Source organism: Rhizobium viscosum (assembly GCF_014873945.1).
Classification (GTDB): domain Bacteria; phylum Pseudomonadota; class Alphaproteobacteria; order Rhizobiales; family Rhizobiaceae; genus Rhizobium; species Rhizobium viscosum.
The window spans coordinates 4,147,106-4,171,676 of sequence record NZ_JADBEC010000001.1 but is presented as its reverse complement, the minus strand read 5'-3'; the positions used below and the strand labels follow the sequence as shown (position 1 = coordinate 4,171,676).

The following is a 24,571-nucleotide window of genomic DNA, read 5'->3' as shown; positions in this document are numbered from 1 at the left end:
ATCGGGCAGGCGGACCTTGAGTAAGATCAAGGAAAAATCCTGTAATTGTGTCAAATTCTGCGCGCATAACGGGCGCTAGGCGACGAATTCAAAGCATCGATCCTGTGCACCCAAGAGGAAACGCCCGAAAGGAAAATGGGAGGCGTGCGGCCATGAGCGTTCTGGACGAGCCGAAGGCTCAGCCCCGAATTGGCAGTTTCGGGGAATTGCGAACATGGATGCCCGATATCGGCTTGCGGTCGACAATCATGGCGGCAGCAGCGATGTTGGGCCTGGCGGGCGCTTTCGTCCTTTTCCTGCTGGATTTCGGTTTGGCGAGCCGGCTTGCCCTCGCGGCAAGCACCTGTACTGCCCTTGCATTCCTGCTGAGCGACATCGTTGCCAAGCTCAGAAACGGTGATTTTGGCCTCGACCTGATCGCCGCCCTTGCCATGGGCTCCACCCTCTGGTTCGGCGAATATCTGGCCGGAGCGATCGTCGCGCTGATGTATGCCGGCGGCCAGTTTCTGGAAGCCTATGCGCACCGGCGCGCCGACGAGGGCATGACGGCCCTCCTGGCGCAGGTGCCGCGAACCGCACTGCGCCTGCTGAAAGACGGCCTGGAAGAAGTCCCCATTCCCGACATCGCGATCGGTGATGTCCTGATGATCCGCAGGGGCGACGTGATCCCGGCTGATGGCACGCTGCTGTCGGATAATGCATCGATCGATCAATCCGTCCTGACCGGCGAAGCCTTCCCGGTTCACCTCTTGAAGGGAGCACGGGTCGAGAGCGGTGCGACGAATGCGGGAGACGCGATCGAGATAAGGGTGGAAAGCCGCGCCGAAGACAGCACCTATTCCGGCATCGTCAAGCTGGTCGAGGCATCCCGGCGTTCCAAGGCGCGCATAGCGCGGCTGGCCGATCGCTATGCGATCGGCTTTCTCCTCCTGACGCTAGCAATCGCGGCCGGAGCCGCCATCCTGTCCGGGGACATGGCGCGCATCGTCGCGGTTCTCGTCGTGGCAACGCCCTGCCCGCTGATCCTCGCCGTTCCCGTCGCCCTTGCGGCCGGAACCTCGAAAGCTGCAAGGGCGGGCGTGCTGGTAAAGGGCGCAGGTCCGCTGGAGATCTTGGCAGACGCCTCCGTCGCGGTCTTCGACAAGACCGGCACGCTGACGGCGGGCGATCCCGAAGTCGTCTCGATCGACGGACCGGAAGGCCCGGACCGGATTTTGCGTCTTGCCGCCTCGCTGGATCAGGCGTCGTCGCATGTCGTCGGCCGCGCGATCGTCAGGGAGGCCCAGAGACGCCAGCTCACGCTGTCGCGCCCGACTGACGTATCGGAGCTTCCGGGCGCCGGCATCTCCGGGCTTGTCGACGGTATCAGGGTGAGCGTGGGCGGCGACAATTACTTCACGCCGGATGGCAAGCCCTCCCGCCCGCCTGAGAAAAAAGGCAGGATGCAGGCAAAGGTCTTCTTCGATGGCCAGCTTGCAGGCGAAATCGGCTTCGAGGATCGGTTGCGCGGCGATGCCGTCGCGCTCGTGACCAAGCTTCGCAAGCTGGGTTTCGGCCGGATCGTGCTTGCAAGCGGCGACGAGCGCAGCGTCGCCGCCGCCATTGCCGGCTCCCTGTCGCTGGATGCCGTCGAGGCGCGGCTCTCTCCCGTAGAGAAGGTCGATGTCATCACCAGGGAGCGCGCCACAGGAAGGGTCATGATGGTCGGCGACGGCGTCAATGACGCTCCGGCACTCGCAGCCGCCGATGTCGGCATCGCCGTCGGCGCCACCAATCTTGCGGCCGCCGCCGAAGCCGCCGACATCGTCCTCATCCGCAATGATCTGAACAGGATCGCCGCGGCCGTCGAAATAGCCAGACGCTCACGCACCATCGCCGTCCAGAGCATCCTCGCCGGCATCGGCCTCTCGCTCGTCGCCATGATCTTCGCCGGTGCCGGCTTCCTGCCGCCGGTGACAGGGGCGCTGCTGCAGGAAGTGATTGATGTGGCCGTGATCCTGAACGCGCTACGGGCGCTGCGCTAGATAACGAGCCCTAAGCTTTGCCCAGATGTTTCGGCCAGAATGCCTTATGGACTTCGGCGGCTTCCTCTTCGAGGTTCGTCGGTCCCTCAACGGTGACAATGCGCGCGCCGGTTTCCAGTACCGCCCGGCTCGGCACGTCCAGCCCGATCCCGGCGATCTCGCCAAGTCGCGCTTCGGAGCACGCAAACACCATACGCCCGATACCCGACCAGTAGATCGCCCCGGAGCACATCGCGCACGGCTCCGTGCTGGTGTAGAGCGTGCAGTCGGCAAGATATGCAGTGTCGTAGTGCTGTGCGGCCAGTTTGATCAGGTTCAGCTCGGCGTGGTTCGTCATGTCGCGGCCGGTGAAGACGCTGTTTTCGGCGCGCAGGATGACCGCACCGTCCTTCACCAACACAGAGCCAAACGGTTCGTCTCCGTGTTCCATCGCGGATTTCGAGAGCGCAATCGCCTCGCGTAAAAACGGCTCGTGGTTTTCCATCAGCGTCTCCCCTCTAAAGCTAGAGCGGAATGATCTTCTCTTGGATCCAAGAGATTTCCAAGGGCTGCAAATCGGAATCAGGTCGGCGATCCGTATCGCCGCAACCGTCTTTGTCCGGCTCGAGCCAATGAGTCCTGAGCCCGGGTTGCCGAGGAACAGGCGGAAACAGACGACGTCGCCATCAACCGGACCTCAGATGACGGCGACGAACTTTGTCGGTTCTTACATTCAATGGGCGAGGAACAGGGGCAGCTGGCACTCCTCGATCATCCTGCGGGTGACGCCGCCGAATAGGCTCTGTTGCCATCTCGGGTGGTTGTAGGCGCCCATGACGATGAGGTCCGCGCCCATATCGACGGCGTGCCTGACGATGATCTGATCGGGGCTCTTGCCTTCGCCCGAAAGCCGATCGACTTGGACCTTCACGCCGTGGCGGGCAAGGAAGGCGGCGATATCGGCGCCCGGCTCCTCGCCGTTTACGGCCACGCGCGCCTCCGGGTCGACCATGGTCACATGCACGATCTCGGCCTTCTGCAGAACATCGAGCGACTCGCGGGCAGCCCGCGCTGCTTCGTCACTGGAATCCCATGCCAGTATCACATTCTTCGGCAAGGTGACGCTTGCCTTTCGCCCGCGGTTGATCACGATCGGTGTCGGCGTCTGGAAAAGCGCGCCATCGAAAATGCGCTTCTTGAGGCCCGTGTCCTCGACCACGTCAGGCCCGAGCAGCACGACGTCGGCATAAAGCGCCCGCTCGGCAAAATCCTGGTCGGCCCACGCATATTCCGTGTAGAGATCCTGCACCTCGAACGAGAGGCCGCTCCCAGAAAGCGTCTCCTTGATTTTCGTGGCCGTGTCGGCGAGTTCCTCGATCTGCCGCTGCCGCTGATCGATCCAGACGGTCGAGAGGGCGGCGTCATATTCCCCCAGCATCGGCGGCAAGCCGATTGAAACGGCAAGTGCGGTCAGATGGGCTCCCTGAGCCGCGCACAAGTCCACCGCGCCTTTCAGATCCTGCTCGTATCTGTTGCTCTTGAGGATGCTCAGAACTGTCTTGATGGCCATGATGGCTGCCCTCCGTGATGGATATCACGACTATAGCAATCCGAACCGGTATAGTCTTTGACGTCGGTCAACAATGATCCGCCTCCCCTTTTCGCCATTGTCGACCGTCTGCGACCCGTGACAAAACCGCAAGATCGGTCGAGCGCGTCATGTCTGCCTGCGCTTAGTTGGCGCGGCCACGGAGGACGGAACCATGAAGGCGGCGCTTCGAAACTACCATGCCCGGATGCAGCGGGTGCTGGATCACATAGACCGGCATCTGGACGATGATCTGGATCTGGATGCGCTGAGCAGCATCGCAGCCTTCTCGAAGTTTCACTTTCACCGGCAGTTCTCGGCGACCTTCGGTCTGTCGGTGCATCGCTATGTCCAGCTCGCCCGTTTGAAGCGCGCTTCACACCGGCTGGCCGCAAAGGGCGACCAAAGCGTCACCGACATAGCAATGGATGCCGGTTACGGTGCACCGGATGCCTTCGCCCGCGCCTTTCGGCAACGGTTCGGGCAATCGCCTTCCTCGTTCCGGAAATCTCCCGACTGGGCTCCGTGGCTTGCCGCCTTCAGGCCTCTCGAAAACGCAAGGAGCAAGCTCATGCAAATAACCTATGAAGAAGACGATGTGACGATCCGCGATGTGCCGCTGACACCGGTGGCGATCCTGGAGCACCGGGGTGACCGGGCGACCCTCGGCGCCAGCATCGAGCGGTTCATCGCCTGGCGCAAAGCCGCCGGCCTGTCACCCGGGACGAGCCCTACCTTCAACATCTTCCGATCGCCGCGAACCCCCGCCAATCCCGCCGATTACAGCATGGACCTGTGTGTCGGGACCGACCGGCCGATCGATGCCGACGACGAGGTGATGAAATCAGGCGTGATTCCGGGCGGACGCTGCGCGGTTATCCGCGTCGTTCACGATACCCACAATCTGGAGCCTGCCGCACTCTACCTTTATCGTGACTGGCTTCCGGCAAGCGGCGAGGAGGCGCGCGACTTCCCGATCTATTGCCAGCGGCATTTTTCCTTCTTCCCGAACGTGCCGGTCCGTGAGGTCGTCGTGGAATTGTTTCTGCCGCTGAAATAGCGCGCTGCAACAGCGGCCTCGTATCAATCGACGAGGTGTCGCCTCGTCGAACATAGGACGCTCAAGGAGCCCCAACACCAACAGCCCTCCAGGCGAATTCGCTGCTCTCCACATCGGAAGCTTGAATCACGGATCGCCGCAAATCGCCACTGGAGCAATTCCGGAGTACCGCACCCTCACTCCTCCACCACCTCGATCTCCGGCCGCCCGGCGAGCGTCAGCCGCAGGCGGCCGCGGTCGGCACGCTCGAGCGTGATCGGACCGGCCTTTTCCTCCAGCCGCCGGCGCAAGAGGATCAGCCTTGTTTCCAGGTTGTCCTTGAAGTCAGGCAGCTGCAGGCGCCGGTCGCGGCGGATCTCGCGGTTCAGGAAGTCCCGCTTGCCGGTGCGCGCATAGTCTTCGAGGAAATGCAGGAGCAGCCGCCCCGGCACGCCACGGATGAGATAGTCGTCGTCGACGAACAGCGAGCCGTCGCGCGGATAGAAGCGCACGGCAATGCGCCGGCCGGCGGGCACGCTGCCGGCCGGGTCGGCCGGGGCGTCTGCCTTTTCGCGCCCGTTCGCCTCCCCCCGCTCGCGTTCCTCGGACAGGAAGGAGAGCGCGGTGCCCAGATGCGCTGCGATCACGATCAGCGCCTCCTCGTCGCGATGGCGGAAGGTAAACCGCTCGGTCGATTCCGAAAACAGCACGCCGACCAGCCTTCCCCGCGCGACGAGCGGCAGCGCGATCTGGCTGAGCGGTTTGTCGAGCGCCGGGAGCGGGATCGGCGTCGCATCCTCGACGCCCGCCATGGCCCGCACCGCCTCGATGTAGCGCCGGCCGCGGCTGAGGTCGGTGATCCGCACGTTGCGCCGCCGCTCGGCCGCAAGCCCGATAATGCCGCGCCCGGCCGGAACCTCGGCGCCGAATCCGAACTGGTCGTAGCCGCGGCTCGCAATCGTCGTCAGCCCGCCGCGTTCGCCGTCCGGCACCAGCACCATGGAATGGCGGTAGCCGAAGAGCTCGCCCAGACCCTCGAGCGTGGCGTCGAGCAGCGTTTCCGGATCGCCGCAATCCGACATCCGTGCCGTCAGCCGCGCCACCTTGCCCATCAAGTCGGGCAGAAAGAGCGGCTCCGGCGCAACCAGCGGATTGGCGGCCGGCACGGCCCGACAGTCCTCCACCCGGTAGATATCGACGGCGCGCAACTTCATGATCCCGCTCATCCGGCTTTCCAGGATCGCCAGATGGATCGCCATCCGCTCGAATGTCTCGCCCTCAGTCTCGGAGCGTTCGAACGCCAGGTCGAGCACGTGCTGCTGGCCGCTGTAGCCGTCGACCACCATCACGGTCGCGAGCCCGTTGCGTGCCACGTTGGTGGCGGTCTTGGAGAAGAACTGGTCGGAGAGCGCCACATGTGCCTCGTCGACGTAATGGACGTGCGAGAGGTAGGAAATATTGGGCATTCCGTCCGCATCGGTGGTGGCGATAATAGAGGGAATGACGCCCTCGAAACTGTCCCGCAGGCTTTCGAGCGGGATCATGCGGCGGCTTCCGGCGTCAATCTGCGCCCGGCGCCCGGCCCGGGCGTCTGCTCGAAGATCGCCTGCGGCTCGATCGTCAGGCAGACGAGTTCCTGGTCCGACAGCGTGCTGGAAAGCTGCATGCGGGTAACCCCGAGCGCGATCATCCGCGCCAGCTGTTCTGCGACATAGGCCTCGCCTCGTGCCCGGTGGGCCTCATCCGCCGCCCCTGCCGCCACGATCCGGCCCTTGATCTGGCAGGCCTTGTAGTCGGTGGCCCGCACATAGGTCGTGGCAATCGGCCGGCCGGGCAGAGCCTCGCTGACGGCGTCAGGCCATTGGCTGCGGGAGGCGAGAAAATGCAGATGCCCGCTCTGCCGGTCGACGCACACGCCGGAGCCGCGACCGATCATCGGTCGCCCGGCTTCGTCACGCGTCGCAAACAGTATCATGACGGGACTTTCTATGAAGTCCACGAGTTCCTGCCCCAGCAATGCTTCCCTCCCCGATATTCCCGCGATGATATTGAGTTAGGATATTCTTAGCAATCGTTCCAATTGCTTAGGATGGTTTTAGGAAGCGCCCCGCATGGGCCTCGGTTATCTCCCGGTCATCAGCCCGGCGCACGGAAAAAGGCGCCTGATAACGAGAGGAAAACCATCATGAGCCATGAATTCTCGCTTACCAGCATCCCCGATCTCAACGGCCGTTACGACATTTACGGCGCTGTTCATAAGGGCCTGCGCAAGGCCGGCTGCGACCTGCTCGGACGCCTCGGCACGGCCGATTTCCAGAATGTCGAGGAGACGGTCTTCCTGATCGGCGACCTGCGCCATTACCTGATGCTTGCCGCCTCCCACGTCACCCACGAAGACGACAACATCCACACGGCGCTTGCCGAGAAAGGCGTCTCGACCGTCACGCTGGACGAGCAGCACGACGACCACCGCACCGCCTTCCGCGAACTGGAGGAATTGATTGTCGCCTGGGAAAACGCCTGGCCGCTCCACAAGGCCGCCTGCGGCCGCAAGCTTTATCTCGCCTTTGCCGCCTACATCGCCGACGACTTCGCGCATATGCATGAGGAGGAGGCGGTGACCGGCCCCCTGCTGTGGCGCCATTTCAACGATCAGGAAATCTTCGGCATCGAGATGCGCATCATCGGCTCCCTGCCGCCGGAAAAGAGCATGGCCTTCATGCGCATCATGATCCCGGCGATCAATCCGGCAGAGCGCGCCGCCCTTCTCGGCGCCATGAAGAAGGATGCACCGCCGGAAATCTTCCAGGCCGTCATCGACTTCGCCGTCCGTCCGGGGCTTTCGGCCGGCGATTTCGCCAGGCTTGCCGACGCATTGAAGCTGGCCGCCTGAACGGCAGCCAGTGTGCGCCAGTGAAGATCGCTGCGGGCGGAGGATCGGGGCTCCGCCCGCAGCATCCCCTTTGAATCTCAGGAGAAGAACCATGTGCAAACCAGACGCCGGGGCCGGCATCCCGGCCGAGTGTCCGCGCCGCGGCGATTGCCGCGGCTGCTGCCATGTTGCCTTCCGCGATGGTGCGGCAGAGGATCGAAAACCATCCGCGTCTCCATCTCGCCCGTCATCGCTACGCTCTCGCGAGGGTGGGGTTGCCGCCCAGCTGCCCCCGGCGCCTGATCACCGCGCCTTGCTGGCGGGGTAGATACCGCCGCCAACCTCGCCTGGGGCACCGGCATCCCAGGAATTCCCCTCATTCCTGCACTTGTCCCAGGAATGAGAGAGACGGGCAAACACCCTGCTGCGCCGCCGGTTGAAAGTTGCGCGGCGACGGCTTTGCCGATCTATCGGAAAATCCGGAAACCTGAGAGCTCATGCACTCGCCTTTTTCGCAAATCGGTAGACAATACCAAGATGCCGAGACCATTTCGGCCAGCATGTAAGGCCAGCGAACGCTGATGCCCCCTGGCTCCGATGGGAGTCGATGTATGTGCCGGATAGCAAGGGGGATTTGATACGGAGAGAGGGCTCAAGGGCATTTTGGATGCTCGCCGCCCGGATGTTCTACTTGGGGTACAGCCGAACTGTTCTTGCGCGAAATGCCGGACAAAACCGCTGAGCAAGGGGGGACTGAACTGATGGACGAGAATGCTGATAACGAGGCCGGTAATATCGGCCCAAAAGGGTTTACGCGCCGCGCAATGCTCACGACTGGCGGCTCGCTGGCGGCGGCGCAAATCGCTGGCAGGATCGGTGTGCGTGGCTTGGCCGCCGCGCTTGCTTCCGGAACGGCCGCGTTCGCACAGTCGGCCAAGCCGAACATTGTTTTTATCCTGGCCGACGATCTGGGCTGGAAGGATGTCGGATTTCACGGCTCTGACATAAAGACGCCAAACATCGACGAGCTGGCGGAAAAAGGCGCCCGGCTCGAGCAATATTACGCGCAGCCCATGTGCACGCCCACCCGGGCGGCGTTTATGACGGGCCGCTACCCGTTCCGTTACGGCATGCAGACCGCCGTCATTCCCCAGGGCGGTACCTACGGCCTGGCGCTCGATGACTATCTCTTGCCGGAACTGCTGAAGGAGGCGGGCTATGCCACCGCCGCGAGCGGCAAATGGCACCTCGGTCATGCCAAGACGGCATTCTGGCCGCGCCAGCGCGGATTCGATTCATTCTATGGCGCTCTGCTTGGTGAGATCGATCACTTCACGCACAAGTCGGCAAACGGCAATGCGGATTGGTACCGGAACAACGACGCCATCGAGGAGGACGGATTCGACAACGTCCTCTTCGCTGACGAAGCCGTGCGAGTGATCAACGAGCACGATCAGGCGAAGCCTCTGTTCCTGTATCTGGCCTTCACGTCGCCGCATACGCCCTTCCAGGCGCCGAAGGAATTTATTGAACGCAACAGCCATATCGCCGACGAGAGCCGGCGAAACTATGCAGCGATGATTTCGGTGATGGACGATGGCATCGGCAGAGTCGTCGATGCTCTCGAAACGCGCGGGATGCGCGAGAATACGCTCATCGTCTTTCACAGCGACAACGGCGGCGTCGTGAATGCCTTCTTTGCGGGGGAAAGCGATGTCAAGGGCAAGCTTCCGGCCGACAACGGTCCTTACCGGGAGGGCAAGGGGACGACCTATGAAGGCGGCACGCGCGTCGTTGGCCTGGTCAACTGGCCGGGAAAGATCAAGCCTGGCACTGCCGACGGAATGATGCATGTCGTCGACATGTACCCGACCTTGGCAGCTCTGGCCGGCGCTGAGTTCGGCAAGAACAAGCCGCTGGACGGAATGGACATGTGGCCGATGCTTGGCGAAGGAAAACCATCGCCGCGCACCGAGATCGTCTACAACGTCGAACCAATGACGGCCGCCGTGCGCCAGGGCGATTGGAAGCTTGTGTGGAAGACGACGTTGCCGCCGAAAGTCGAACTCTTCGATCTCCAGAAGGACATGTCCGAGACCACAAACCTTGCCGATCAGAACCCGGAAATGGTCCAGAAACTGCAGGCACGGGTCATCGAGCTCGCCTCCCAGATGTCTCCTCCTCTCATCCTGCAGGACGGCGTGCGATTGCTCTTGCACTCGGACACCGTGCTGCCCGACCCGGCCGAAATGTTCAATGTCGGAGATTGAGTGATCTGGCGGTTCATTCTGGGGACGATCCGCCCCCTTTTCGCCGTTGTCGACGGCCTGCGACCCGTGACAAAACCGCAAGATCGGTCGAGCGCGCCATGCTGCGCGTCGTCGGCAATACCGACAATCTGGAGCCCGCCGCGCTCTACCTCTCCCGCGACTGGCTTCCGGCCAGCGGCGAGGAAACACGCGACTTCCCGATCTATTGCCAGCGCCTGAGCTTCCCGGAGCATGAGGCGGTCGCGGACCTGTTTCTGCCACTGAAATAGCGAGCTGCAACAGCGGCCTGTCCCTACCGATCGAGAGAAACGGACAGGCCGCGATCCAGTCAGCCGTGGAGAATGCGCTCAGCCGAGTTCCTGGGCTAATCCGATGAGAATCCCTTCAGGCCCGCGGATGTAGCAGAGCCGATACGCGTCTCTATATTGGACGACTTCGCCGACGAGCTCAGCGCCGCGCGCACGCAGCCTTTCAAGCGTCTCGTCGATATCGTCAACGGCGAACATGACGCGCAGGTAGCCGAGCGCGTTGACCGGGGCGTTCCGATGATCCGCGACGACATCAGGGGCGAGGAAGCGGGAGAGCTCGAGCCGGCTGTGGCCATCAGGTGTGCGCATCATGGCGATCTCGACATGCTGATCGCCGAGCCCGGTGATACGTCCGGCCCATTCTCCTTCAACCATGGCCCGCCCTTCGAGCTCGAGGCCAAGTTCGCGAAAGAAATCGATCGCCTCTCCAAGGTCCTCGACGACGATTCCGACGTTGTCCATCCGCTTCAGCGCCATATTTCCAATCTCCAAACTGTCGTTTCGATCGACGAGATGTCACCTCGTCGAACAAAAGACGTTTGAGGAGGCCCGACACCGACACGCAATTCCGGACGCAAAACCGTTTCACACTTTTGCTGGAATTGCTCTCTTGTCTCACGCAATTCCGGACGCAAAACCGTTTCACACTTTTGCTGGAATTGCTCTAGCAGTCCGGGCGCACCTGTGCGGACGTGTCGGATCCCGGAAGCCCGGCCGAGGAGCCGGTGCCTGTCATGCCGTTGCAATCGGGCGTTCCCCTGCCCATGCCATTGCCGGTGCCGGACGTGCCGCGCACTCCCGGATTCGTCGTATCGGGATTGGGCACGATGCTATTCGTGGTGCTGTTTGTGTCCGGCGATATCGTAGTGCCGGTGCCGACGCCACCGGATGCGCCGGAGCCGATAGTGCCGCCGCCGGTGCCGCTTCCCGCACCGCCTGCGCCACCGCCAACGCCCGATGACTGCGCCATTGCAGACGTGGCAAGGCCGACGGAAAGGATGGATGCTGTGATGAGCTTCAGAAGCATGAAAAACCTCCATTGCGCTTCATGGGTCATCAGGCACAACTTGGGGGCTGGCCCCAGGTTCCGCTCATCACGAATAAGTTTTGTCGTCAGTCAATGCGCATCGGCGTCCGGCAGCTGGCTGCGAACGGGATCAATACCCGCCCCGGCAAGGGGCGCGGCGAAAGCCCGGCAGGCAATCGATGCCGGACAGGACAGTGCTCAATGAGATAGCGCGTGCATGCGCACACGCCCTTCCAGAGTCTGGGCGCGAAAATGTTCGACCGAGAGAATATCGATCAGGTCGGCGAGTTTGAAATGGTGCTCGACACCGCCGACATCGATATGAAGCTCGCCGCCGCTGATATGTAAAGCGACGGCAACGAAGTTTCTTTCTTCACCCTCATCTCGTACAGATACTATAAACAGAGGCCCCTCCCTCTCTCGTGTATCCCTTTTTTATAGAGTAAATCGGTGAATGCTTTATTATTATCAGTTAATAATAATTTATATTCAATATATTGCTATAACTCAATATGCGAAGGGACAAACTCGCGTTAAAAGTGTTTATCCACCGATCAAAGGAAGGCGCGCCAAAAGCGCTCGCGTCTGAATGGCATCCCACGAGATGAATTCGGTGATGGCGAGGCCGACAATATCAGTCTTAGCCGCAACCTCGCCAAGCAGACGAAGAACATCGTCGGGCTGAAGGCGACCACGCGGCACGCCCTCCAGAAATCCGGGTTCTGCCGCCGGCTTGTTGAACAGAATCGGCTGGAAACGCTCCGGGATGATCACATCGACATCGAGGTGCACGGCCAGATGCTCTATCCGGTTTTCCTCGATCCAGCGCAGGATTTCAGAGCTGCCTCTCGAAAGAGCGCTCGATCCTGTCACGCGCAAAGACAAGCCACTGAGAACCTCGTCTTCTGCAGGCGACCATTCATCCAGGCCGGCATACATCACGAGATTGGGATCGACGGGAAGATCGACCTCGGCGACGAAGGAGGGATCGCCGCGCCCGAGCAGCATTCCGAGAACCTGCGCATTGCCCTGGTCGGTCTGCTTGGCAGTCTGAACGTCCGGATGGGCATCGATCCACAAGACACCCAGCCGGCCACCGTAGCGCTTGTTGAGATAGGCGATCGGGGCGAGATCGACGAGGCAGTCGCCGCCGATCGTCAGGATGCGATCCGGCCGATGCCGTTCGATCGCAAGCCTTGCATCCCTCGCCTGCTGGAGAAGAACGGCCTTGCCGGCCATGCCGTCCTGCATTGCCTGCGGAAAGGCCGATCTTGTCGGCTCGGCAACCGGAACGATTTCCTCCGGTCCCTCGCCTGCCGGAAGAAGCCAGGAAAGCAGGCGTGAACCCAGATGATATTCGCCGAGATTGCCGCCCTGCCATTGCGGCATGTGCAGGCGAAGCGTCTTACCGTTTCTGCTCATCGCAAGATCCTCCCGCGTCGATATTGAACTCTATAGATGGCTGAAATCCTGACGAAATCAGGATAGTCAGGGCATTTCTTTTCGCCGATTGCAGCAATTGCACTGCGCGAGCGCCGCATCCTGTTCGAATGCGCATCCACGCCCTAACTAAGGCCGGTCACCATTGTCAGGGAATGCGCAGATGACGATACCCACGACACTTGCAGACTGGCTTTCCCCCGATCGAACCGCATTGCTGGTCTACGACATGCAGATCGGCATTGCCCGGCAGGTTCCCGGCGCAGACGAAACGGGCCGGCGCATCGCCGAGATCATCGCCGCCGCCAGACGCGCCGGAATGAGAATCGCCTTCTGCCGTCATCTTTCCCTTCCCAAACCCTGGATGGGCCTGTTTGCCACGCGCATGGCAATGGCATGGCAACGCACCGACGATCCCGAGGCTGTCAAACCGTGGTTTCTGAGGGACAGCGAAGCGGTCGCGATCATTCCGGAACTCGCGCCGCAGGAGCAGGATTTCGTCTTCGACAAGCTCGGCATGTCGGCTTTCGAGGGAACGCCGCTCGCGCTTGCCATGCGCGATGCCGGCCTTTCAGCATTGGCAATCTGCGGCATTGCGATGGAGATCGGCATAGAGCCGACCTGCCGCCACGCCGCCGACCTCGGCATCGTCCCGATCGTCATCGAAGACGCCTGCGGATATGGAGACGCGGAAGCCGCCAGACGCTCCGTCGACTCCCTCCGCTTCATGGGCGATACCATTCTCTCGAATACGCAGGAATTCCTGTCAGCCGTCGCTCGTCCGCACTAGCGCCGGCCCGGACACTCAAGGCGCACGTCACTTTTTCTTGCCGGACAGTTCCGCCTTGCCCGAACCCGTGCTGCCTTTCGCCAGCGAGCGCGGATTATCCAGAAAGCGCGAAAGCACGCTCCGCCTTCTCTTGCGCGGGATGAGATCGATGTCGCTCACGAGCTTTGCGCCGCCCTCGCGCCGCTCCAGGGTGATCTTGCGGCTATGGAAGACCTCGAGTTCGGCGCGGTGCGCCACGCTGACGATGGTGACCTTGGGCAACTCCTCGATCACCATCTCCATCATCCTGTCCTGGCTCTTCTCGTCGAGCGCCGAGGTCGCCTCGTCGAGCACGATGATGTCAGGGTTGTGCAGCAGCAGGCGCGCGAAGGCGAGCCGCTGCTTTTCACCGCCCGACAGGATCTGGTCCCAAGGCGCCTCTTCCTCGAGCTTCTCGTTCAGATATTCGAGCCCGACCTTCTGAAGGGCCGCCTTGATCTCATCCAGCGGCCAGCCGTCAGCGGCATTGGGATAGGCGACGGCGCGGCGCAGCGTGCCCGAGGGGATATAGGGCCGCTGCGGCAGCATGAACAGGCGCCTGTCGGGGTGGAAATCGACGCTGCCGTGCCCCCACGGCCAGAGGCCTGAAATCGCCCGCACCAGCGTGCTCTTGCCCGAACCGGATTCTCCCGCAACCAGCACCCGCTCGCCGGCCTCGATCTCGACCTGGGTTTCCTTGACCACGGCCGTACCATCATCCAGCGACACGGCGAGATCGTTGAGGCTCAGCATCGCCTCGCTCTCCGTTTTACCATGCTGGATGCGCCCGAGCGCGTCGCTCTGTTCGGCCCGCTCCAGCCCGTCGAGCGACATCATCAGCGAGGCGACGCGCCGCGCGCAGGCGTTCCAGTCGGCAAGCCGCGGGTAATTGTCGACCAGCCATCCGAAGGCGGTCTGCACGATGGCGAAGGCCGAAGCAGCCTGCATCACCTCACCCAGCGTCATGCTGCCTTCCAGAAATTTCGGCGCGCAGAGCAGCACCGGTACGACAGGCGCAATCAGCATCGACCCATGCGACACGAAGGTCGTGCGCATATACTGGTGGGACAACTTCGCCCATTGGCGGAGCACATTGGTAAACGTCTTGTCGAGGTCGTTGCGCTCCTCCTCCTCGCCGCCGAGAAGCGCGATGCTTTCGCCGTTCTCGCGCACATGCGTCAGCGTATAGCGAAATTCGGCTTCCACCTGGTTCTTCACCTCGGAAACCCGAACGAAATGCCGGCCGATCACCGCGATCGTCGTGGAGGTAATCGCAGCGTAGAGCACTGCCGTGACGACGAGAAAGCCGGGAATGGTAATCGACATCCCGCCGATCGGGAGTGTCAGGGCACCACCGATCGTCCAGAGAACCACGATGAAGGTAGAGGCCGAGAGAAAGGCAGAGATGACACCGGCGATAAAATCGACGGGCGATTCCGTCGCGATCCGCAGATCCTCGGAAATACGGGCCTCCGGGTTCTTGTGATCGCCGCCGATGAGATTCAGCTGATAGTAACGGCCGTTGGCAAGCCAGCGCGCGATCAGTGCGGTCGCCAGCCAGCGGCGCCAGTGGCGCTGGATCATCATGCGGACATAGACCTGCGACGTCACGAGAACGACACTGCCGGCCACGAGCGGCAGGAAGACGGCGCTCAGATAGTAGACGGTGCCGGCATCATGCCGCTCGATGGCGTCGAATATGCCGCGGTTCCACCTGTTGATCCCATACTGGAAGCCGACATTCATACAGATCATGACCAGCAGCCCGATGGAGCACGGCCAGGCGAAGCCGTCGCCGCTGCGGCCCCAATAGCCGCGCGCACTGATCCAGAAACGCTTCAGCAGATATTTCCTGCGCGCCTGCTCGGCCTCCTCCGGTGTCAAGTCCGGATCGGGTTCGATAACATCTGGCGGCGGCGCGACTTCGACAGTCGATGCCTTGCCCTGGCGCGTCTCCTCGGCACCATCAGGCTTGGCGCCGTCGACCGATGTCGGCTTCAGTTTTGCGTCGGTCATGCCAGCGAAAACGGATTACCAATCGAAAGGTTTCACGAGCGGGGCCAAGCTTGGTGCTTGCCGGAAACCGGAGGGTGGATCGACGGCTTCGACCGGACCGATACATGCCGAAGTGCGCGGCGACCCCGGCTGCGCTCATAGGATGTCGGAGTTTGTCAGGTCAGTCCGACTTCGGATCATAATCATACTGCCAAAACTCGTTGGTATTTTATCCGTGGCCGCAGTTTTGGTAAGTTGATTATGCGGCAACCATTGTTGGAACGAGGGCGGATGAGGTGATGGGGGAAGGGCTGAACGATCTCGACCGATCGGTACCAAACCGAGAAGAATCCCATCCTTCGCGCGGAAGTTACACGGTCGCCGTTTTATGCCTGACCCTGATACTATCGTTCATTGATCGCTTCGTGATCAACCTGGTCGTAGACCCCATACGCGCCGAGCTGGGGCTTAGCGACCTGGAAATCAGTTTGCTTCAGGGCGCTGGTTTTGCGCTTATATTCGCGCTGGCGGCACTCCCGGCCGGCAGGCTGGCGGACAGGGTGAACCGACCGAGGTTGATCGCCGCGGGCGTGGTTGTCTGGTCCCTCGCCACGATAGCATGCGGACTTGCGACCGGTTTCTGGAGCTTTTTCGCCGCACGGGTCGTCCTGGGATTTGGGGAAGCAGCTCTCATACCAGCAGCGTCCTCGCTACTCATCGACAGCTTTTCGGCAGCGCGCCGCGGCACCGCTCTCGGAATATTCTCGCTCGGCTCGACAAGCGGGAGCGGCATCGCATTGATCATCGGTGGTGCGGTGCTCAGTTATCTTGGGACGGACACCTCGGCCGGCTTGCCGATCATCGCTTCGCTGGCACCCTGGCGACAGCTGATGATCGTTATGGGTATCCCCGGCTTCTTCTTTGTCGCGTTGCTGTTGTTCATTCCAGAACCGGCCCACGGCAACAGGCTTCCCCCGCCTCCTCTGCAACTTTTGTTGCGCAATCTGTCGGCAGAGCGCGGCCTGGTACTGCGGCTCTGCTTTGCGAAGGGGGTGATGAGCTTGGCTGACTTCGGTATGGCGGCATGGCTCCCCACCCTCCTCATGCGGCATTACGCTGCGACGCCTATCGCGGCCGGCGCCACTGTTGGGATTGCTACCGCGCTGGCTGGCATTATTGGTTCGATCGGCGGCGGGATGCTGTCCGATTGGAGCGCTCCGCGCTGCAGTATCTCGACACGTGCAAAGCTTATCGCGGGAAGTTATCTGGTTGCTCTTTATGGCGCCATCTCGATTGGCTTCTGTTCTTCAAGTCTTCAAATAGGCATCGCATTTTCCTTTTGGGTTGCGGGGTCGGTGAGCGGTTCTGTTGTTGGCCGCATAACCATGCAGGAGCGGGTCCCTAGCAATATGCGGGCAACCACGGTCGCGCTTTCGATCACGATTTCGGCGATCATCGGAATAGCGGCGGGGCCAACTCTCGTGCCGGTCATCGCCGGACGAATGCAGGGAGCGGACAGCGCACTCCAATTCGCAATCGTCGTCGTCGGCGTTATTTCAGTGGTGCCGGCTCTGGTCTTGATCGTCCGGTCGGCATCGACGGTACCGGCGGCGTCCGCGGCAGAAGGTTGAAGATTCCGGTGGTTGGATTGTTCATGCCGTTCGAGCATGAGCTCGCGTCAGCGCAACGTGCGCGGCGGCAATATCCGTGCTGCCGCTGCTGTCGCAGCGATCGCTGATGTCCTTGAGCTGTGCCAAGGGCTGCGCAGGGTCGCCGATCTCCGTCGCAAGCTGGACACGGCTCGTTGCTGCGCGCAGTGCAAAACCGAGAGCGCCACTCTTACGACCCAAGTCTATCGCATCCTGAAGGCGCCGCATCGCGGAAACGGTATCTCCGTCCCGCCAGCACACCAAGCCTCGAAGATGCAGAAATTCGGCGTCGCACCATCGGTCTCCGCGCTCTCGACAATAGTTCACGCCCTCATCGATGCTCTGACGAGCAAGCTCGACCTGATCGTGCGAAAGTGCCGCATGAGCGAGCATCACATACCGCAGGGGTAAATGCACAAGGAAATTGCACTCACGAATGACGCCGACTGCGTTCCTCAAACGCTCGACCGCCTCCCGCTCTCCACGTGCGGCATCGATCGCTGCCTGATGAAAGCGGGCAAACGGCGGCCAAGTATCGATCTGGCGGCTCTTCAGGCGCTCGATCAGCATCGTCGCTCGCTCCTGCGCCAAATCGACCCGTCCGCATAACAGGGCTATGGGCGTGGCAGCGAGTGCGAGCGAATGCGCGCAAGACAGGTCGTGGTCCAGGGTCAGCGCGGCATTCAGTGCTTCCTCGGCAACCTCGAGCGCACGCCGATGCTGGCCCACCACCCAAGTGGACAACGAAAGATGATTTCGGAAATTGACGAACCTGTCGATCTGGAACCTCGAGGTCTGACCACGATTGCCGAAAGTCGCGTGCTCGCGCGCCAGACGCTCAAGTCCCGCGTGCCCTGATTTGATGTTCCCAAGATAGAATTCGCACGTAAACAACTGCCGATCGGCGTTGGGAGCCGCGGAATAATCATCTACGGACGCCATGAAGCGGCGAAGGTCGCCGATCGTCTCGAGCGCTCTTTGATGAAAGCCCATAGCGGACTGCACATTTGCCAGGCCGATCTTGGTGCGAAGACAATGTTCCACGCTTCCGGCTTTTAAAGCGAGTTCGAACCCCCTCATCCAGGTTGCTTCGAGTTCGTCGCCGAAAGGATAGCGATAACAAAGATTCCAGCCATGTGCGGCGACCAGCTTCATACGGAGCAGGAGGTGATCACCGGACAGGTCGTCCAGCGCCGACAGGGCCTTTTCGACGCGTGACCCGCTTTCCGCCATCGTCGAGAATTCTACCCAGAACGGCAAGGCAGCAACGGTCAGCCGCACCGCAAGTTCGGCCTGTCCTTCCACGCGATAGGCCCAATCGATCATGCGGCGGAGGTCCGCGCTCCAGCCGCCATAGAGCGCCATCCAGTCTTCGCGCGGTCGCCACGTCCATTCCTCCTCTGCTCTTTCGAATAACGCGAGAATGAAGCGGCCATACGCGATCATCGCGGCCTGTTGCTCGCCCTGCGCAACCAGCCGTTCGTTGGCGAAAGCTCGTGTACTGTCGAGCAACCGGTATCGGCGACGCCTCCCCGTGTAGTTGACCGACACCATGGATTTGGCCGCGAGGGCTTCCAGCCATGCGGTGACATCCTGCTCATCCGCCAGATATCCGAAGGCGTCGATGGCATCATCGAGCGCAAAGGTGCCGCCGAAAACGGAAAAATGACGGAGCAGCCGCGCCTCGCTCTCCGAAAGCAGCCGGTAACTCCATCTGAGCGTCGCCGTCAGCGTCTTGTGTCGGGACATGCCATCTCCGCGTGATGCCAGCGCTTCGAAGTCACGTTCAAGCATTTGCAGCAGCCCCGCGGGACCGGATTCCTTGAGTTGCGGAGCCGCCAGTTCGATCGCCAGCGCAATACCGTCGAGACGCCGGCCCAAACTCGCGAGCGCCGGGACATCCGCATCCTCCAATCGATAGCCATGCGCCTCCGCGCGCCGAACCAGCAACTCGATCGCCGAAAAGGCCATTGCCGACCCGGCATCGAGAATCGCATCTGCGGGCGGACACTGAAGCGGCGGAAGCCGATGGACAGTTTCGAACCTGCATCTTAACGGCTCGCGGCTTGTCGCGATGATATTCAATCCGTGCAACGCATGGTTCAGTTGATCTGCTATGCCGGCGACGGCCGCCAGGACATGCTCGCAATTGTCAAGAACGAGAAGCTGGTTCCGGCCGCGCAGCGCGTCAACGAGACCTTCCACGTCATCGATCGGGTTGCCTACGATGCCGAGCGCACGACTGACGGCCAGGGCGACGAACTGCCCTTTCTCGATCGCGGCCAGGTCAACGAAGCACACGGCTTGGTCCTCTCCGTTGGCGATCGCTCTTGCGGCTGCGATAGCGATGCTTGTCTTGCCGACGCCGGCAGGTCCGACCACCGTGAGCAATCGGGTCTGCTGCAACGCCTCGACAATCGCCGCCAACGCATCAGCGCGCCCGACGAGCGGCTTTGACGGCGGCAGCGCCCCGTCAATCTCCTTGATCGACGCGGGAAGCGTTGCCTCCCGTGGACCCAGCACCGTCAGCGGTGCAACGAAGCGATACCCCCGGCCCGGGACGGTGGCTATGCAGGGAACGTCGACGCCGCTTGTCTGCAGCGCACGGCGCAGAGCGGCGATGTTGACCTTGAGATTGCTTTCGTCGACGAACAGATTGGGCCACGCCGCTTCAAAAAGTTCGCTTTTTTTGACGACCTGCCCAGGCTGGCGTACGAGCGCATGAAGCAGATCCATTGCGCGCGATCCAAGACGTATCGGGATATCGCCGCAGAGCAGCGACTGGCGAGCTGGCGTGAAACGGCAGTTGCCGAAGCAATATGTCGTGGCATCGATCATATCTGCCTCTTCCATTTCCCCCTTTCGCGGCTGCACTTTGAGAGCGCGGTGCCTCGCAGATGCGCGGCTGGACGACGGCGGCCATCGAACGGATTTCAGGGTTGGTCCTGTCCCGATAGCCTTATACCAGCAGATTCACATCTTTTAACCAGCCATGCCGGTGCCGCAGTGATATCAAGGTAGCGGGCTGACCGGATGATCGAGATCCCAAGCGCTCGCACAGGTTTGCCTTATTCAGCAGGTTCGAGCTTCGGGTGGTCGTTGTTGGCCATGGCTGCTCGCGCCCTGGACCCGGAGTGATCGAGGAGCCCGCCATGCCCCGCGCACTAAGCACACTGACATTGTCGGACGCCAAGCGGATGCTTGACGCGGCAGAAGCAAAGGCGGCCAGTCTCGGCATTCCCTACAACATCGCTGTGGTCGACGTCGGCGGCGCGCTGATCGCGTTCGCGCGTCAGGATGGCGCTCTCGAAGGAAGCATCGATCTCGCCATCGGCAAGGCGAAGACCGCGCGGATGTTCAACAAGACGACCGAATATCTCGCTGAACTGGCACAGCCTGGAGCGCCGCTGTTCGGGATTGAGCAGAGCAATGCCGGCCACGTCGTGATCTTTGGCGGAGGTCTGCCCGTTATCATCGACGACCAGATCGTCGGTGCCGTCGGCACCAGCGCCGGTTCGGTCGAACAGGACATTGCGGTCGCCGAGGCGGCGGCCGCCGTGATGGCAACAAATCCAAAAGCCTGAAGGAGGCCAGTGATGAGAGCTGCGCGCATTCTTGAATACAAGAAGCCCCTCGTCCTCGAAGACATCAAGGTTCCGGACATTCAGCCCGACGAGGTTCTCGTGAAAGTCGCCGCCTGCGGCATGTGCCGCTCGGACGTGCTGCTGATCGATGGCTTCTTCCAGGGCTATGGCGATATCCCGCCGCCCGTCATTCCTGGTCACGAGATAACGGGCACGGTCGAGAAGGTCGGCGGCGTCGTGGCAAAGGCCGCGGGCCTAGAGGAAGGTGACCATGTTGTGGTGTCACCCGGCTGGGGTGATGGCGTTTGCAAGCATTGCCAGGTCGGCAACACGCATATCTGCCCCAATGTCCGCTGGCCAGGCTTTGGCACCTATGGTGGCTTTGCCGAATATATTCCGGTGCCGGCCCGCTATGCGATCAAGGTCGCCAAACATCTCAAATTCGAGCAGCTTGCACCACTCACCGACGCCGGTCTGACCCCTTATCGCGGGCTCAAGAAGATCCGCGATGCCGGCGGGCTCGGCCCGGACCGGGTGATCGGTGTCTTCGGCATCGGCGGCCTTGGCGCCTACGCCGTCCAATATGCCAAGCTGCTGGGCGCAGGCGGTCCCGTCGTCGCCGTCGCCAGAAACGAGGAGAAACTCCAGGTCGCGAAGAAATATGGTGCCGACCACATCATCGCGATCGAAGGCAAGTCCTCCGAGGAGGTCGGAAAGGAGCTTAAAAAGGCGACCGGCCAGGACAAGTTCGACGCGATCATCGACTGCGCCGGTGCGACCGAGATGATGCAGCTCGCCTTCTCACGCCTAGCGATCAGCGGGCATTACGCCGATGTCGGCTTCATTGGCGACCGGATCAACGTTCCTCTGTTCCCACGCGTCCACGGCGAGCAGACGTTTCACGGCTCGTTCTGGGGAAACAACGCCGATCTCATTGAGGTCATGGCACTCGCTGCAGAAGGCAAGATCCAGCACACGATCAAGACGATCTCGTTCAACGATATCAATGAATATATCGACCTCTTGCGGGATAATAAAATCATCGGGCGTGCGGTCGTCACCTTCTGACGGCATTGGACGCGAGAATAGTGTCTAACTCGATATCTAGGAGACAACCATGACGCAGCATGTCCTGTTTATCGTCACGAACGCCGCCGTGATTGGTCCGAAAAGCCGAAAGACCGGCTTCTTCTTCGCGGAGATCGCGCATCCGTTCGAGGTGCTTGACGCCGCCGGCATCGCGGTGGAGTTCGCTTCACCCGCCGGCGGATGGACACCTTACGACGCCTATGATGACAACGACCCTGCCCAGAAGGCGTTCTTCGAAAGCAAGGCTTTTCGCCGGCTCAATCGCAGCCGCAAACTCTGCGAGGTTGACGCCGCTGACTACGATGCCATTCTCGTGCCCGGCGGCCTCGGACCTATGGTCGACATACAGCGCAACGCGGAGGTCCAGCGGGCAATCGTGCGCGCCTGGACAAGCGGTAAGCTCGTAACCGCCGTCTGCCACGGGCCATGCGCACTGCTTGGCGTCGACATCGGGGATGGCACGCCATTCGTACACGGCAAAAAGCTCACATCCTTCTCGAAGAAGGAAGAATATGACTATGCGCGCGAGGACGTGCCCTACGAACTTGAGGATGCGCTGAGAGCCGAGGGCGCGGAATACTCGTCGGTTGCCAACTGGCAGCCGCATGTCGTTGCCGACGGGCGCCTGATCACCGGCCAGAATCCCGCCTCGGCAGCTGAACTTGGGAAGAAACTGCTCGCGGCCCTGCGGGACGTTGCCGCTCCAGCCTGAAGCGGCAACGTTAAACGGGAGAACCGCCATGTCACAGTCATTGGTGAAAATCACGGCCAGCCTGACCGCCCATCCCGGCAAAGCCGAAGAACTGCGCGGGTTGCTGCTCGATATGGCGCCGCATTGTCGGGCTGAACCGGGCAATCTGCGCTGGGATGTCTGGCGAGATACCGAAATGCCTGAGTGCTACGTGCTCGACGAGCTTTATCGTGACGCCGAGGCGACCGAAGCGCACCGCCGAACGCCGCACTACCAGGCCTATCTCGCCAGAGTTCCCGCGTTGGCGGATCGCTCTGCGCGCATTCTCGAACCTGTCGCGCTTGAAGAGTAACCGGGTCTGGAGGGTCCCATGCTTGAGGTCGTGCAAGCCTATGATCGCGAACATATCGCCGATTTGCCGACGGATGATGCTGCAGCGCTCGAACGCAAGCTGACCGTCGCTCGCGAGCGCTTTGAAGATCGGAGCGGCTGGCTGAAGCCGCACCAGCGTATGGCTGTGCTGCATCGGCTTGCGGATCTGGTCGTGCAGCAGCGCGAGGCTTTCGCGATGCGCATCGCACGCGAAGGCGGCAAGCCCTACACCGATGCGCTCGTTGAAACCGACCGCGCCATCGACGGGATACGCAACGCCGCCGAACTGCTTCGCACCCGCGGCGGCGCCGAGATACCGATGGGGCTGACTCCAGCCAGCGAGGGGCGGCGCGCCTGGACGATCCTGGAGCCCATCGGCGTAGTTGCCGCAATCTCGGCGTTCAACCACCCCCTGAACCTCATCGTGCATCAGGTTGCGCCGGCGATCGCCACAGGCTGCCCGGTGATCGTCAAGCCCGCGGCGGCGACACCGCTTTCCTGTCTGGAACTTATAAAGCTCGTCCATGAAGCCGGCATGCCGGAAGGCTGGGTTCAGAGCCTGCTCCCCGAGAGCCGCGATCTGTCGGGCGCCTTCGCGAGCGATCCGAGAGTGGCCTTCCTGAGCTTCATCGGCTCAGCCGCGGTCGGCTGGCATCTGCGCGCAAATTTGGCGCCTGGAACTCGCTGCGCTCTCGAGCACGGCGGCGTAGCGCCAGTAATCATCGACCGCAGCGCCGATATCGACACGGTCATCGAACCTCTCGCGAAGGGCGGCTACTATCATGCGGGTCAAGTTTGTGTCTCAGTCCAGCGGATCTACGTCCATGAAGCACTCAAGGACACATTCGTCGAACGGTTCGCCGAGCGCGTCGGACGACTGCGTACCGGTGACCCCCGGCTTGCCGAAACCGAAGTCGGGCCCCTAATCGCACCAGCCGAGGCCGAGCGGGTCGCCAGCTGGGTCGCGGAAGCTGCGGCGGGGGGCGCTCGCCTGATCGGAGGTGGACGCCTCAGCGACACCACGCTGGCGCCGGCAATTCTCGTCGATCCGCCAAGAAATTCGAAGGTGTCGCGCGAGGAAGTGTTCGGCCCGGTCACCTGCATATTCGCCTTTGCCGATCTCGGTGAGGCTATACACGAGGCAAATTCACTGCCTGTCGCATTTCAAAGCAGTATCTTCACGCGCGATCTCGCCGTCGCGCTCGACGCAGCCGAGCGTCTCGACGCTTCGGCGGTCATGGTCAATGATCACAGCGCCTTCCGCACCGATTGGATGCCGTTCGCCGGAAGGAGGGCATCCGGCTATGGGGTCGGTGGCATTCCCTATACCGCCCGTGAGATGACGGCGGAGAAAATGATCGTCTTTAAGCAGTGATTGGGACGTTTTGCCGCTGACTGTTCGCGGGCCGTCGTGGAATGGCAGCAAAGTACCCAGCGCAGACCTCCGATTACTGCATATTCCGACTGATGAATAAACGACGGGAGATCAGCGTCGAACCTGCGGAGCGACCGCAATGGGGCACATAGCGGACCTCGAGCAAGCGCGTATTGACCAATGTCGGTCACCGCGATACGGCCGGCATGACATCAGCACCTTCAATGACATAGGTCGCATAACGATGGTCGCGGATCAGGCTTATCTTCTGCCCCCGCCATTCGAGCAGCATGAATAGGAAGGACCGTCAGACGGTTCGGCTGATACCAGCAATATTTCCCGGCCTTCCAGCCAAGCCGGTTCGATCCTGACCGGCGGATATTCGGCATAATAGGTGAAAAATCGACCGACGTCGGCGGCGCCGGAGATTTCCGGCCGTCGCGCCTGACGAAGGCGGCGTC

The 24,571-nt window shown here is 61.7% G+C and carries 21 protein-coding genes and 2 pseudogenes; 13 read left to right on the top strand and 10 right to left on the bottom strand.

Annotated elements, in window-relative coordinates; translation table 11 throughout:
- Nucleotides 1–152: 152 nt before the first annotated feature.
- Nucleotides 153–2,024 carry a heavy metal translocating P-type ATPase gene (locus H4W29_RS20700; protein ID WP_192730592.1) on the top strand — a complete coding sequence of 624 codons (1,872 nt, stop codon included), beginning with the start codon at nt 153–155 and terminating at the stop codon, nt 2,022–2,024.
- Between the two features lie 10 nt (nt 2,025–2,034).
- Here the strand turns inward: H4W29_RS20700 and H4W29_RS20695 are convergent, their stop codons facing one another.
- Nucleotides 2,035–2,508, bottom strand: a complete 474-nt coding sequence (locus H4W29_RS20695; protein WP_192730591.1) for a nucleoside deaminase — start codon at nt 2,506–2,508, stop codon at nt 2,035–2,037.
- A gap of 228 nt (nt 2,509–2,736) precedes the next feature.
- Nucleotides 2,737–3,573, bottom strand: coding sequence for a universal stress protein (locus H4W29_RS20690; RefSeq protein ID WP_192730590.1), 837 nt, complete (start codon nt 3,571–3,573; stop codon nt 2,737–2,739).
- 193 nt (nt 3,574–3,766) lie between these two features.
- Here H4W29_RS20690 and H4W29_RS20685 point away from each other — a divergent pair, with 193 nt between their 5' ends.
- Nucleotides 3,767–4,651 (top strand): AraC family transcriptional regulator, encoded by an 885-nt coding sequence (locus H4W29_RS20685; protein WP_192730589.1) that lies wholly within the window; start codon nt 3,767–3,769, stop codon nt 4,649–4,651.
- A gap of 176 nt (nt 4,652–4,827) precedes the next feature.
- Here H4W29_RS20685 and H4W29_RS20680 read toward each other — a convergent pair whose 3' ends face one another.
- Both H4W29_RS20680 and H4W29_RS20675 read right to left on the bottom strand, forming a co-directional pair.
- Entirely contained in the window at nt 4,828–6,174 is a 1,347-nt protein-coding gene (locus H4W29_RS20680) for a GAF domain-containing protein (protein WP_192730588.1), read from the bottom strand.
- Entirely contained in the window at nt 6,171–6,647 is a 477-nt protein-coding gene (locus H4W29_RS20675; protein ID WP_192730587.1) for a hypothetical protein, read from the bottom strand. Before H4W29_RS20675 ends, H4W29_RS20680 begins: the two co-directional genes overlap by 4 nt.
- 168 nt (nt 6,648–6,815) lie before the next feature.
- Between H4W29_RS20675 and H4W29_RS20670 the strand changes: the two genes are divergently transcribed.
- From H4W29_RS20670 to H4W29_RS20660, 3 genes and pseudogenes are all read left to right on the top strand, one after another.
- On the top strand, nt 6,816–7,523 hold the full coding sequence (locus H4W29_RS20670) for a hemerythrin domain-containing protein (RefSeq protein WP_192730586.1): 708 nt from the start codon (nt 6,816–6,818) through the stop codon (nt 7,521–7,523).
- A 740-nt stretch (nt 7,524–8,263) separates the two neighbouring features.
- Complete coding sequence (locus H4W29_RS20665) at nt 8,264–9,772, top strand: arylsulfatase B (protein ID WP_192730585.1); 1,509 nt, start codon at nt 8,264–8,266, stop codon at nt 9,770–9,772.
- Nucleotides 9,773–9,867: 95 nt separating this feature from the next.
- Nucleotides 9,868–10,041, top strand: a pseudogene (locus H4W29_RS20660) (GyrI-like domain-containing protein); the annotation flags it as partial.
- 78 nt (nt 10,042–10,119) lie between these two features.
- Here H4W29_RS20660 and H4W29_RS20655 read toward each other — a convergent pair.
- Together H4W29_RS20655 and H4W29_RS20650 are read right to left on the bottom strand one after the other, a co-directional pair.
- Nucleotides 10,120–10,557, bottom strand: a complete 438-nt coding sequence (locus H4W29_RS20655; RefSeq protein ID WP_192730584.1) for a VOC family protein — start codon at nt 10,555–10,557, stop codon at nt 10,120–10,122.
- Between the two features lie 187 nt (nt 10,558–10,744).
- Nucleotides 10,745–11,107: a hypothetical protein gene (locus H4W29_RS20650; protein ID WP_192730583.1), complete on the bottom strand. Its 363-nt coding sequence runs from the start codon at nt 11,105–11,107 to the stop codon at nt 10,745–10,747.
- A gap of 213 nt (nt 11,108–11,320) precedes the next feature.
- On the opposite strand from H4W29_RS20650, the gene H4W29_RS34690 reads away from it, so the two are divergent.
- Complete coding sequence (locus H4W29_RS34690; RefSeq protein WP_281401381.1) at nt 11,321–11,455, top strand: hypothetical protein; 135 nt, start codon at nt 11,321–11,323, stop codon at nt 11,453–11,455.
- Between the two features lie 195 nt (nt 11,456–11,650).
- Here H4W29_RS34690 and H4W29_RS20645 read toward each other — a convergent pair whose 3' ends face one another.
- Complete coding sequence (locus tag H4W29_RS20645; RefSeq protein ID WP_192730582.1) at nt 11,651–12,529, bottom strand: arginase family protein; 879 nt, start codon at nt 12,527–12,529, stop codon at nt 11,651–11,653.
- Nucleotides 12,530–12,710: 181 nt separating this feature from the next.
- Between H4W29_RS20645 and H4W29_RS20640 the strand changes: the two genes are divergently transcribed.
- Nucleotides 12,711–13,337 (top strand): cysteine hydrolase family protein, encoded by a 627-nt coding sequence (locus H4W29_RS20640; RefSeq protein ID WP_192730581.1) that lies wholly within the window; start codon nt 12,711–12,713, stop codon nt 13,335–13,337.
- Nucleotides 13,338–13,364: 27 nt separating this feature from the next.
- Here H4W29_RS20640 and H4W29_RS20635 read toward each other — a convergent pair whose 3' ends face one another.
- Complete coding sequence (locus H4W29_RS20635) at nt 13,365–15,371, bottom strand: ABC transporter ATP-binding protein/permease (protein ID WP_192730580.1); 2,007 nt, start codon at nt 15,369–15,371, stop codon at nt 13,365–13,367.
- Between the two features lie 278 nt (nt 15,372–15,649).
- Between H4W29_RS20635 and H4W29_RS20630 the strand changes: the two genes are divergently transcribed.
- Entirely contained in the window at nt 15,650–16,981 is a 1,332-nt protein-coding gene (locus H4W29_RS20630) for an MFS transporter (protein ID WP_192730579.1), read from the top strand.
- Nucleotides 16,982–17,002: 21 nt separating this feature from the next.
- Here the strand turns inward: H4W29_RS20630 and H4W29_RS20625 are convergent, their stop codons facing one another.
- Nucleotides 17,003–19,837 (bottom strand): ATP-binding protein, encoded by a 2,835-nt coding sequence (locus H4W29_RS20625; RefSeq protein WP_192730578.1) that lies wholly within the window; start codon nt 19,835–19,837, stop codon nt 17,003–17,005.
- A gap of 314 nt (nt 19,838–20,151) precedes the next feature.
- On the opposite strand from H4W29_RS20625, the gene H4W29_RS20620 reads away from it, so the two are divergent.
- Genes H4W29_RS20620 through H4W29_RS20600 form a run of 5 tightly spaced genes read left to right on the top strand, consistent with a single transcriptional unit; the run spans nt 20,152 to nt 24,110 of the window.
- Nucleotides 20,152–20,583, top strand: a complete 432-nt coding sequence (locus H4W29_RS20620) for a GlcG/HbpS family heme-binding protein (RefSeq protein WP_192730577.1) — start codon at nt 20,152–20,154, stop codon at nt 20,581–20,583.
- Nucleotides 20,584–20,595: 12 nt separating this feature from the next.
- Complete coding sequence (locus H4W29_RS20615; RefSeq protein WP_192730576.1) at nt 20,596–21,651, top strand: NAD(P)-dependent alcohol dehydrogenase; 1,056 nt, start codon at nt 20,596–20,598, stop codon at nt 21,649–21,651.
- A gap of 49 nt (nt 21,652–21,700) precedes the next feature.
- Complete coding sequence (locus H4W29_RS20610; protein WP_192730575.1) at nt 21,701–22,384, top strand: type 1 glutamine amidotransferase domain-containing protein; 684 nt, start codon at nt 21,701–21,703, stop codon at nt 22,382–22,384.
- Between the two features lie 28 nt (nt 22,385–22,412).
- Complete coding sequence (locus H4W29_RS20605) at nt 22,413–22,715, top strand: putative quinol monooxygenase (RefSeq protein ID WP_192730574.1); 303 nt, start codon at nt 22,413–22,415, stop codon at nt 22,713–22,715.
- A gap of 18 nt (nt 22,716–22,733) precedes the next feature.
- Entirely contained in the window at nt 22,734–24,110 is a 1,377-nt protein-coding gene (locus H4W29_RS20600) for an aldehyde dehydrogenase family protein (protein WP_192730573.1), read from the top strand.
- A 187-nt stretch (nt 24,111–24,297) separates the two neighbouring features.
- Here the strand turns inward: H4W29_RS20600 and H4W29_RS34740 are convergent.
- Nucleotides 24,298–24,566, bottom strand: a pseudogene (locus H4W29_RS34740) (RNA polymerase sigma factor); the annotation flags it as partial.
- Nucleotides 24,567–24,571 lie beyond the last annotated feature (5 nt).